Raw genomic sequence first — 11,279 nt, 5'->3', positions numbered from 1 at the left:
AACAGGCCGCTAACCAAACGTGGATTCGACGCGGATCAGGCCGCCAGAGTGCGCGACAGCTTGCGCGCCAGTTCCGCCTGGGTGAACGGCTTGCGCACGATCAGGTCCTCGCCCACGTCAATCAGGGCCTCGGCGTCGGCATATCCCGTGGCGAACAGGATCGGCGCGAACGGTCGGCGCGCCTTCAGTTCCTTCGCCAGCTCGCCGCCGTTCATCCCCGGCATGGCGAAGTCCAGCACCATGGCGTCGATCCGGGCGTGATGGTTCAAGCGCTCCAACGCCGCCCCGCCGCTGTCGGCCTCGATCACGTCATAGCCCAGGTCGCTGAGGTAGCCGGCGGTCACGTTCCTCACCGCCTCGTCGTCATCGACCACCAGGACGACCAGGCCCGCATCGTGGGCCGTCATCAGCTCGCCGCTCGGCTCCCGCTCCTGCATCGGCGCGGCGTCGGCGCGAGGCAGGAAGATGCGGATCGTCGTGCCCGTGCCGACCTCTGTGTCGATACTGACCCCGCCGCCGGACTGTTTGGCCAGGCCGAACACCTGGCTCAGCCCCAGACCCGATCCCTTGCCGACCTCCTTGGTGGTGAAGAAGGGCTCGAACGCGCGCGACAGCACCTCGTCGGTCATGCCCGATCCGGTGTCGCTGACCGACACCACCACATAGTCGCCGGGCGGAAGCTCGTCGGGCCTCCCGGACGCATCGAGCCGCGCGTTCGCGGTGCGGATGGTCAGCGACCCGCCCACCTCCATGGCGTCGCGCGCATTGATAGCCAGGTTCAGGATGACCAGTTCGATCTGCGTCGGATCGATCATCGCCGGCCACAGGTCCGGGGCCAGTTGCGGCGGCTGGATCTGCACGCTGCCGCCGATAGCGCTCTGCAGCATGTCGCCCATGCTGCGCACCGTCTCGTTCAGATCGACGGCCCGCGGCTCCAGCTTCTGGCGGCGCGAGAAGGCCAACATCTGCGCCGTCAGCCGCGCGCCGCGCTGCGAGGCCTCGCGCATCATGTCCAGCCGCCGCAGAACCTTGGGATCGGTCTCGTTCTTCCTCAGCTGATCGACATTGCCCAGAACGACGGTCAGCAGGTTGTTGAAGTCGTGCGCCACGCCACTGGTCAGCTGGCCGACGGCCTCCAGCCGCTGCGCCTGACGCAGGGCGGTCTCCACCTTCTCGCGTTCCACGATCTGCGCGGCCAGCTCGCGGTTGGCGTCTTGCAGTTGGGCGGTGCGATCCGCGACCCGGCGTTCCAGCATCGCCTCCGCGCGCTGGATCTCGGCGATCCGTTCGCGCGCCTCATATTGCCGACGACGCCCCCGCAAAGCCGTATCGACCGCACTGACCAGGGTCGTCGGATGAAACGGCCGCTCCAGAAAGCTGACATTGCCCAAGGTGACCGACAGGCGACGCGCCGCTGGATTGCGCTCGACGCTGCCACCGCGCCGGTTCAGCACCAGAAAGGGAAAATCCGACCAGGACGGCTGCCCCTCGATCCAGGTCGACAGGGCGTTGAGGTCGCCGTTGATCAGCACCTCCTCCACCACCACCGCCAGGGCCGCGCCCTCGATCATCCGCGCCAGAAGATCGTCCAGCGTGTCGCAGACCTGCGCCACCGTCCCCGCTTCGTTCAGGATCTGGGCGGCGACGACGGCGTCGCGCCCAACGGGCGCCAGGACCAGGGCGCGTTCGGAAAGCTCCCCGCCCCGGCTCATGCGGAGCGATCGCCCATCAGGCCTTCGCCGTCCTGGGCCACGAAATTGGGCACGCCGCGCAGCACGCCCTGGAAGCCATACAGCGGCTCGCCCAGCGTCAGGCCGTCGGTCCCGATGTCGAACTCGCGGATGGTCTTCTCGTGACCGCCCGCGCGCTTCTTGATGACCGAGATGGCGCGACGCACCAGACCCGCCGCCTCGAAATAGCGCAGCAGCACCACGGTGTCGGCCAGATAGGTCACGTCCACCGGCGCCTTCATGTCCCCGACCAGCCCGTGTTGGGCCACGGTCAGATAGGTCGTGGCGCCCTGGCGGTTCAGATATTGCAGCAGTTCGTGGATATGCAGCACCAGGAACTGCTCCTGCGGCATGGCCGCCTGATAGCCGTTCAAGCTGTCGATCACGACGGTCTTGATGTTCTGATGGGCGACGCAGTTTCGAACCCGCGCGGCGAACTCGCCCGGCGACAGTTCGGCGGCGTCCACCTGTTCCACGATCAGCGACCCTTGGGCCTCCAGCGCCTCCAGATCGATGCCCATCTGACGCATCCGCGAGAACAGCAGGCCCAGTTCCTCGTCGAACACGAACATGGCCGCCTTCTCGCCCCGCGCGATCGCCGCCGTCACGAAGTTGACCGCGACCAACGACTTGCCCGTCCCCGCCGGCCCCAGGATCAGGGCGCTCGACCCACGCTCGACCCCGCCGCCCAACAGGGCGTCCAGACCCGCCACGCCGCTGGACATCGGTTCGCGCTTGAACTTCGTGCGGTGCTCGGACGCCACAATGCGCGGATAGACCTCCAGCCCGCCGGTCTTGATGGTGAAATCGTGATAGCCGCCGCGGAATCGCCGCCCGCGATATTTCATCACCCGCACGCGGCGACGTTCAGCCCCGTATTCCGGCGTCAGTTCCTGCAACTGGATCACGCCGTGCGCGACGCTGTGAACCGTCTTGTCGTTGGCGTCGGTCGTCAGGTCATCCAGCATCAACACCGTCACGCCGCGCTTGGCGAAATAGTGTTTCAGGGCCAGCACCTGACGCCGATAGCGCAGCGACCCCTGGGCCAGCAGCCGGATTTCCGACAGGCTGTCGATCACCACCCGCTGGGGCTGAAGCCGCTCGACGGCCTCCAGGATCATGCGGCTGGTCTCGCCTAGTTCCAGGTCTGACGAATAGAGCAGGCTCTGCTGCTGCTGTTCGTCCAGCAGGCTTTCCGGCGGCACCAGTTCGAACAGGTCGATACCGTCCAGCGACCATCCGTGCGACCGCGCCGTTGCGCGCAGCTCTTCTTCCGTCTCGGACAGTGTGATGTAGAGGGTCGCCTCGCCCAGCGCGGCGCCGGTCATCAGGAACCGCATGGCGGCGGTCGTCTTGCCCGTGCCGGGGTTGCCTTCCAGCAGATAAAGCCGGTCCCGCTCCAGCCCTCCGGCCAGAATGTCGTCCAGCCCGGCGATCCCGAAGGCGGCCTGGTCTCGCTTGATCTCGCCGTCCGTCATGCCGCCCTCTAGCCTGTAGCTGAGCCGTAACGCACGGAAATGCAGAAGGTTACAAGCGGCGTCTGTCGCACAGCCGCGACCCGGCTCCGAAAGTCTCGCAACAGGCCTTGAACCTCGCCATCCGCATCCCGACTTGACCATTCGGCCGGACTGAACCCGCCTCGGATTTCAGACGAAGTGCACTATTCAGACGGTGTTTTTTGCGCGGCGTCGTCTGGATTTGAGACGAAGTGCACCATTCAGACGGTGTTTTTCGGGGCCAAGTTTCGGGGCCGAGGTCTGAAAACGGCCGCGCTTCGTAAAGGGTCGGCACAGCCCCTCCCATTCCCGTAACCGCCCCGCTATGTAGGCCCCATGACAGACGCCCGCACACCCAAAGTCTCCCAGGCAGACGCCGAAGCCGCCGTCCGCACCCTGATCGAATGGGCGGGCGACAATCCCGACCGCGAAGGCCTGCTGGAGACCCCGGCGCGCGTCGCCCGCAGCTATCGCGAACTGTTCGAGGGCTATGAGGTCGATCCCCTCTCCTACCTGGAGAAGACCTTCGAGGAGACGGGCGGCTACGACCAGCTGGTCGTGCTGAAGGACATCCGCTTCGTCAGCTTCTGCGAGCACCACATGCTGCCGGTCGTGGGCAAGGCGCACGTCGCCTATCTACCGACCGACCGCGTCGTCGGCATCTCCAAACTGGCCCGTGTCGTGCGCGGCTTCGCGCGGCGCCTGCAGATCCAGGAGAAGATGACCTCCGAGATCGCCGAGGCCATCCAGACCGTCCTGCGCCCCCACGGCGTCGGCGTGGTCATCGAGGCCGAACACAGCTGCATGACCCTGCGCGGCGTCAATGCGCCGGGCGCCAGCCTGTCGACCAGCCACCTGATCGGCGTCGTCCGCGACGACCCACGCACCCGCGAAGAGTTCCTGCGACTGGTGCGAGGCTAGGATTTCCCCAATCGCGCGATCTGGCGCGGCTCTTGCGGCGAGACGGCGGAAGGAGGCTCCAACGATGCCCTGGTCCGTGATTTCGACCCGCAATGAGACAGTTCAGATCGCGCGCGGCGGCTGGCTGGACGCGCTGCGTTTCATCGTGGCCTTCCTGATCATCCTGCATCACTTCCAGGCCGCAGGGCCGGCGCCCCTGGCGCACGTGATCAATCCGATCTTCGAACGCGGCGGCTTCCTGCTGACCAACTTCTTCCTGATCGACAGCGGCTATGTGCTGATGCGCGTCTATGGCGCGGCGGTGGACAAGGGCCGGATGTCGCCGGGGGACTTCTTCCTCAAGCGGTTCCTGCGCGTCGTGCCCGCCCACCTGATCATGGGTCTGTCCCTGGTCGGGTTTGTGCTGCTGGCCACCGCCGCCGGCGTCCCGCCCCGCAATCCCGAATGGTTCGCCTGGGACCAGTTGCCCGCCCAGCTGCTGCTGCTGCAATCCTATGGCGTGCATGGCGGCCTGGGCTGGAACGCGCCGACCTGGTCGATCTCGGCCCTGATCGGCTGCTACCTGGCCTTCCCCTGGATCATTCGCGGCCTGATGCGGCTGGGTCCGTGGTCGGCGCTAGCCATGGGCGTCGGCGTCTATCTGGTCGCCAACCAGCTCTGCTGGCATTTCCTGGGCTACCCCGTCTATCAGATGCCCATGCGCTACGGCATCATCCGCGCCCTGCCGCTGTTCTTCCTGGGCATGTGCCTGGCCTGGTTCGCCCAGAAGGTCTGGATCGCGCCGCGCCTAGCCGGTTGGGCCGGCGTCCTGGCCGCCGTCGGCTTCTTCGCGCTTGAGCTTCACGACAAACATGCTCTCGCGGCCCTGACCCTGATCTCGATCATCATCCTGGCCGCCGGCGCCGTGCCGGTGAGGAAACCCTCCAAGCTGGTCGAGACGGCCGCCATGGTCTCCTTCTCCATGTTCATCTCCAACGAGGTGATCCGCATCGTCTGGTTCGGTGTGGTCAACGCCGTGGAGGCCCGCGTCTCCCTGCCCGTCGCCGCCCAATGGGGCCTGTGGGGCCTGGGCGTCGCGGCGGCCGTCGGTTTCGCCTTCGCCTTCCACTTCCTGATCGACAATCCGATCCAGACCCGCATCCGCGGCTGGCTGAAGCGTCGCAGCGCGCGTCGTGGCAAGGTTCAGCCCAAACTGGGCCCCGTCATCTCCATCGACGGCTGATCGACCGGCCTTTGCCTATCGGCGATCCTCGACCAAAGTCGCTCTCTCCAGCCGCCTCCCTCTCGGTCAATGTCGGCGTCCACGTATCCGCAGGGATGCGCAGAACGGCCGATAACGGCGACTTGGGAGGAAATGGATCATGGCTACCGACGCTCCAATTGCGTCTGGGGAAGAGGAACACACCGTCGATCGCAGCGATCGCCTGGTCATCCTCGCCTCATCGGTCGGCACCGTCATCGAGTGGTACGACTTCTATCTTTACGGCTCGCTGGCGGCGATCATCACCGTCCAGTTCTTCTCGGGCGTCAACGAGACGACCGGCTACATCTTCGCCCTGATGGCCTTCGCCGCCGGCTTTGCGGTGCGGCCCTTCGGCGCCATCGTCTTCGGGCGGCTGGGCGACCTTTGGGGGCGCAAGAACACCTTCCTCGTCACCATGCTGCTGATGGGTCTGTCGACCTTCGTCGTCGGCCTGTTGCCGCCCTATGCGGTCATCGGCATCGCGGCGCCCATCATCCTGGTGCTGATGCGCCTGATCCAGGGCCTGGCCCTGGGTGGTGAATATGGCGGCGCCGCCACCTACGTCGCCGAGCACGCCCCCAAGGGCAAGCGCGGCTTCTACACCTCCTTCATCCAGATCACGGCCACCGCCGGCCTGGTGCTCAGCCTGGTGGTCATCCTCGGTGTCCGTCTCGCCGTGGGCGAGGAAGCCTTCGCCTCCTGGGGCTGGCGCATTCCGTTCCTGGTCTCGATCATCCTGCTGGCGGTTTCACTGTGGATCCGCCTGAAGCTGGCCGAGAGCCCGTCGTTCAAGAAGATGAAGGCCGAGGGCAAGGGCTCCAAGACCCCGCTGAAGGACAGCTTCGGCAAATGGCCCAACCTGAAGATCGTGCTGATCGCCCTGATCGGCCTCACCGCCGGCCAGGCCGTCATCTGGTACACCGGCCAGTTCTACGCCCTGTTCTTCCTGGAACGGGTCATGAAGGTCGACGCCACCCTGGTCTACGTCCTGCTGACCATCGCGCTTCTGGCCGCCTCGCCCTTCTTCATCTTCTGGGGCTGGCTTTCGGACAAGGTGGGCAGAAAACCGATCATCCTGGCCGGTTGCCTGATCGCGGCCCTGACCTATTTCCCGCTGTTCAACGCCCTGACCCAGGCCGCCAACCCGCGTCTCGCCGCCGCCGCCGCCTCGGCGCCGGTGACGGTCTATGCCGATCCGGCCGACTGTAATCTGCAGTTCGATCCGGTGGGCAAGACGGTGTTCAACCACTCCTGCGACGTGGCCAAATCCTATCTGGCCAAGGCGGGCGTGACCTACACCAACGTCGCGGCCCCTGCCGGCACGGTCGCCGAGGTCCGTATCGGCGATCAGGCCGTGGTCCCCAGCTTCCGCGGCGACGCCATGACCACCGCCGACTTCGCCGCCCAGAAGAAGACCTGGGACGCCGGACTGGGCGAGGCCCTGACGGCCGCCGGCTATCCGGCCAAGGCCGACAGCGCCCTAGTCAACAAGCCGATGGTGGTGCTGATCCTGTTCATCCTCGGCTTCTACGTGACCATGGTCTACGGGCCGATCGCGGCGGCCCTGGTCGAGATGTTCCCGACCAATATCCGCTACACCTCCATGTCCCTGCCCTATCACATCGGCAACGGCTGGTTCGGCGGCTTCCTACCGACCACCGCCTTCGCCATCGTGGCGGCGACGGGCAACATCTACTCCGGCCTCTGGTATCCGATCATCGTGGCGCTCGCGACGGTCGTGCTGGGCTTCCTGCTGGTCAAGGAAGGCAAGGACGTCGATCTGAACGCCTGACCCTGCTTTCAGGCGGAATGGGGGGCGGGTCGTCGCGAGACGGCCCGCCTTTCGCTTGTGAAACAGCCCCCGCCCGGTTCAGATGCCCCCATGTTCAGCCTGACGATCCTCGGCCTGGTCGCCGCCTATATGGCGGTGCTGTTCGCCGTCGCCTGGTATCAGGAACGGCCGGCGACACGGGCGCGCGGCAAGGGGTTGGGGCCGTCAGTCTATGCCCTGTCCCTGGCCATCTACTGCACCTCCTGGACCTATTACGGCGCGGTCGGCACGGCGGCGCGGGACGGGTGGGAATATCTGCCCATCTACATCGGGCCGGTTATCGGCCTGACGCTGCTGTTCCCGTTGTGGCGCCGTATCGCCGCCGCCGCCCGGCGCGAGAACGTCGGCTCCATGGCCGACTTCGTGGCCTCGCGCTACGGCAAGAGCCAGACCCTGGGCGCGGCGGTCACGGTCGTCGCCATCCTGGGGTCGCTGCCCTACATCGCGCTTCAGCTGAAGTCGCTGTCGATGGCCGGCGCCCTTCTGACCGCCGGCACGCCGGTGGCGGGGTCCGAGCGGCTGACGGTGCTGGTGCTGGCCGGGGTGCTGGCCTTCTTCGCCATCCTGTTCGGCGCCCGCCGCCCCGACCTGACCGAGCACAATCGCGGCCTGATACAGGCCATCGGCCTGGAATCGATGGTCAAGCTGGGCGCCCTGTTGTTCGTCGCCGTCTTCGCCCTGGTCCTGCTGCTGAACGAAGGCTCGCCGCCGCGCATCATCGAAGGCCTGGGCGCACTAGCGTCCCCGCCCGAGGTCACGCCGCGCTTCACCGCCATCACCCTGCTGTCGACCCTGGCGATCTTTTGCCTGCCGCGTCAGTTCCACGTCGCCTTCGTCGAGGGCGCACAGCCGTCGGACGTGAAGCGGGCGCGCTGGATATTTCCCCTCTATCTGCTGCTGACCAGTCTGGCGGTGCTGCCGCTGGTGGCGGCCGGCGCCCTGTTCGCGCCGTCGATGAACCCCGATCTGCTGGTGCTGGCCCTGCCGTTCGGGCGCGGCGAGACGATGCTGACGGCGCTTGTTTTCGTCGGCGGTTTCTCGGCCGCGACCGCCATGGTCATCGTCGAGGCCGTGGCCCTGTCGGCCATGGTGTCCAACAGCCTGATCCTGCCCTTCCTGGCGCGCGACCGCTGGCGTGTGCGGGGCGACGCCTCGGACATGGCGGGAACCATTCTTCAGGTCCGGCGCGGGGCCATCGTCGCCGTCCTGCTGCTGGCCTGGCTCTATTATCAGGCGACGGATCAGTCGCGCGGTCTGGCGGCCATGGGCCTGGTGTCCTTCGCGGCGATGGCCCAGCTGGCGCCCGCCCTGTTCGGCGCGGTGCTGTGGCGCGGCGGCCATGCGCACGGGGCGCTGGCGGGGATGACGGTCGGGATGGCGGTCTGGATCGTCATGCTGGCCCTGCCCCAGCTGTCGCCCGGCGCGCCGTGGCACCTGCACGTCATGCTGGGCGTCAGGGATCCGCTGGCCCTGGGGGTCTTCGTCAGCTTGGGGCTGAACCTGGCGGCCTATGTCGGAGTGTCGCGCTTTGCTCAGCCCCGGCTGATCGACCGGGTCCAGGCCCGCGCCTTCGTGGATCGACTGGGGCCGGACTGGATGGAGGCCAGGCCCTCGCCGTCGGGCGCCTCGGTGGGCGACCTGCGCGCCCTGGTCGCACGCTTCATCGGCGACGAGCGGGCCGAGCGTGCCTTCTCCGCCTGGGGGCGCGAGACCGACACCCGGCTGCGCGACGCCGATCCGGCCGATGCGGCCCTGGCCCGCGCAGCCGAGCGGATGCTGGCGGGCGCCATCGGCGCGGCCTCGGCCCGTCGGGTCATCGCGGCGGCCCTGGCCGGCGTCGGACGCGCGCCCGAGGATGTGGTGCGGATGCTGGACGAGGCGTCGCAAGCCGTTCAGTTCAACCGCGACCTGCTGCAGACCACGCTGGACAACATCGACCAGGGCGTGATCGTGGTGGACGAGGATCTGCGCGTCACCGCCTGGAACCGGCGCTATGTCTCCATGTTCGAACTACCCGTCGGCTTCGTCCACGTCGGCCTGCCCATCGCCAACATCTATCGGCTGAACGCCGAGCGCGGCGAAAGCCCCGACGACATCGAGGCCTGGGTCGAACGCCGGCTGGAGGCGCTGAGCCGCCGCATCCCCCACGACCACGAACGCCAGCAGCCCGACGGCCGGGTGCTGCGCTCATCCGGCGCGCCCATCCCAGGCGGCGGATACGCCACCAGCTACACCGACATCACCGCCCTGCGCCGCGCCGCGCGCGAACTGGAAGAGGCCAACGAACGGCTGGAGGCCCGCGTCGCCGACCGCACCGCCCGGCTGGACGAGGCCCGGCGCGTCGCCGAGGACGCCACGGCGTCCAAGACCCGGTTCCTTGCCGCCGCCAGCCACGACCTGCTGCAACCGCTTCACGCCGCCCGCCTGTTCATCGCCGCGCTGAAGGAGGAGCCGGCGCTGGCCGAGCCGACCAGCCGCACCCTGGCCGTCAACGCCGACCGCGCCATCGACAGCGCCCACCGCCTGCTGACGGCCCTGCTGAACCTGTCCAAGCTGGAGGCCGGCGGAGTGCGGACCAATGTGACCAAGCTGTCGCTGGGCGGCCTGTTCGACGAGTTGCGCCGCGAGTTCGCCCCCGTCGCTGAGGCCAAGGGTCTGCGCCTGACCGTCATGCCCAGCCGCCTGTGGGCGGCGTCCGACCGCGACCTGCTGCGGTCCATGCTGCAGAACCTGGTGGCCAACGCCATCCGCTATACGGATTCCGGCCGAGTGCTGGTCGGGGCGCGTCGGCATGGCGAGACGTTGCAGCTGTTCGTCTGCGACACCGGGCGCGGCATCCCCGATTCCGATCACGAGACCGTCTTCGGCGAGTTCGTGCGTCTGCCCGGCGCGGTGGACGAGCCGGGCGCTGGCCTGGGCCTGGCCATCGTGCGTCGCCTGTCCAGCCTGCTGGACCATCCGCTGGAGCTGAGCTCGCGCATCGGACGCGGCACGATCTTCCGCATCACCGTGCCGCGCAGCCCCGCCGACGTGATCCCCGAGGTCGCGGCGGTGCGCGAAGCGCGTCTGCCGCTGGCGGGTCTGCGAGTGCTGTGCGTGGACAATGAGCCGGTGATCCTGGACGCGCTGAACGCCCTTCTGACCCGCTGGGGGGCGCGGCCGACGCTGGTGTCCAGCGTCGCGGCGGCCAAGGCGGCTCAGGGTCCGTTCGACGCCGCCGTGGTCGATCTGCATCTGGGCGACGGGCCGGAAGGCTTCGCCGTTATCGACTGGCTGCGGCCCCACGGCGTGCGCCGCATCGCCCTGGTCACCGCCGACACCCGCGATGGTTTGAACGAACAGGCGACGGCGGCCGGCGCCGTCCTGCTGCCCAAGCCCATCAAGCCGGCGGCGCTGAAGGCTTTTCTGTCGAGCTAAGGGTCTGTCGAGCTAGCTGGGATCCAGCGACTTGGCCAAGATCACCGCCTGGGTCCGGTTATGGACGCCCAGCTTGCGGAAGACGCTGGTCAGGTGCGCCTTGATCGTGGCCTCGGACACGCCGAGATCAAAGGCGATCTGCTTGTTCAACCGCCCGGCCTTCAGCCCCTCCAGGATCCGCAGTTGCGACGGCGTCAGGCTGGCGACGCGGCCGGCCGGGTCGTCGTCGTCCACCTCGGGCACATCGGGCGCCCAGCTGTCGCCGGCCAGGATGGCGGCGATGGCCTCGACCATCTGGGGCAGGGAGGAGGACTTGGGAATGAAGCCGGCGGCGCCCAGGCCCAAGGCGTGGCGCACCACGGGCGCCTCCTCGCTGGCCGACACCACCGCGACCGGCACGGTCGGCTGTTCGGCCCGCACGGCTGCCAGCCCCGCCATCCCCTCGCTGTCAGAAAGCTTCAGGTCCAGCAGCAGCAGATCGACCGGCCCGGCGACCATCGCCGCCTTGGCCTCGGCTAAACTGGAGCATTCCACCACTTCCGCCCCCGGCGCCGCCTTGTCGACGGCCGAGCGCAGGGCGGCGCGAAACAGGGGATGGTCGTCGGCGACGACGATGCGATCCATGGGCGTCCTTCCGTGCG

At 67.8% G+C, this 11,279-nt stretch carries 7 protein-coding genes; 4 read left to right on the top strand and 3 right to left on the bottom strand.

Features of this window, described 5'->3' with window-relative positions; genetic code table 11:
• Window positions 1-35: 35 nt before the first annotated feature.
• Both ACQY72_RS11875 and ACQY72_RS11870 read right to left on the bottom strand, forming a co-directional pair.
• Window positions 36-1,712: a response regulator gene (locus tag ACQY72_RS11875; RefSeq protein ID WP_428153777.1), complete on the bottom strand. Its 1,677-nt coding sequence runs from the start codon at window positions 1,710-1,712 to the stop codon at window positions 36-38.
• A complete protein-coding gene (locus ACQY72_RS11870) occupies window positions 1,709-3,208 on the bottom strand; it encodes an ATPase domain-containing protein (protein ID WP_428153776.1) in 1,500 nt (499 codons plus the stop codon). Before ACQY72_RS11870 ends, ACQY72_RS11875 begins: the two co-directional genes overlap by 4 nt.
• A 354-nt stretch (window positions 3,209-3,562) precedes the next feature.
• Here ACQY72_RS11870 and folE point away from each other — a divergent pair, with 354 nt between their 5' ends.
• The 4 genes from folE (at window position 3,563) to ACQY72_RS11850 (ending at window position 10,638) form a co-directional block, all read left to right on the top strand.
• Window positions 3,563-4,147 carry a GTP cyclohydrolase I FolE gene (folE, locus tag ACQY72_RS11865; protein ID WP_159846769.1) on the top strand — a complete coding sequence of 195 codons (585 nt, stop codon included), beginning with the start codon at window positions 3,563-3,565 and terminating at the stop codon, window positions 4,145-4,147.
• A gap of 64 nt (window positions 4,148-4,211) precedes the next feature.
• Window positions 4,212-5,369 (top strand): acyltransferase family protein, encoded by a 1,158-nt coding sequence (locus tag ACQY72_RS11860; RefSeq protein WP_428153774.1) that lies wholly within the window; start codon window positions 4,212-4,214, stop codon window positions 5,367-5,369.
• Between the two features lie 139 nt (window positions 5,370-5,508).
• On the top strand, window positions 5,509-7,182 hold the full coding sequence (locus tag ACQY72_RS11855) for an MFS transporter (protein WP_428153773.1): 1,674 nt from the start codon (window positions 5,509-5,511) through the stop codon (window positions 7,180-7,182).
• A 90-nt stretch (window positions 7,183-7,272) separates the two neighbouring features.
• Window positions 7,273-10,638 carry a hybrid sensor histidine kinase/response regulator gene (locus ACQY72_RS11850; RefSeq protein WP_428153772.1) on the top strand — a complete coding sequence of 1,122 codons (3,366 nt, stop codon included), beginning with the start codon at window positions 7,273-7,275 and terminating at the stop codon, window positions 10,636-10,638.
• Window positions 10,639-10,650: 12 nt separating this feature from the next.
• Here the strand turns inward: ACQY72_RS11850 and ACQY72_RS11845 are convergent, their stop codons facing one another.
• On the bottom strand, window positions 10,651-11,262 hold the full coding sequence (locus ACQY72_RS11845; protein ID WP_428153770.1) for a response regulator transcription factor: 612 nt from the start codon (window positions 11,260-11,262) through the stop codon (window positions 10,651-10,653).
• Window positions 11,263-11,279: the final 17 nt, after the last annotated feature.

Source organism: Brevundimonas sp., assembly GCF_965279155.1.
Classification (GTDB): Bacteria; Pseudomonadota; Alphaproteobacteria; order Caulobacterales; family Caulobacteraceae; genus Brevundimonas.
The sequence above is the reverse complement of the archived record's forward strand: the minus strand, read 5'-3'. Positions and strand labels throughout refer to the sequence as shown.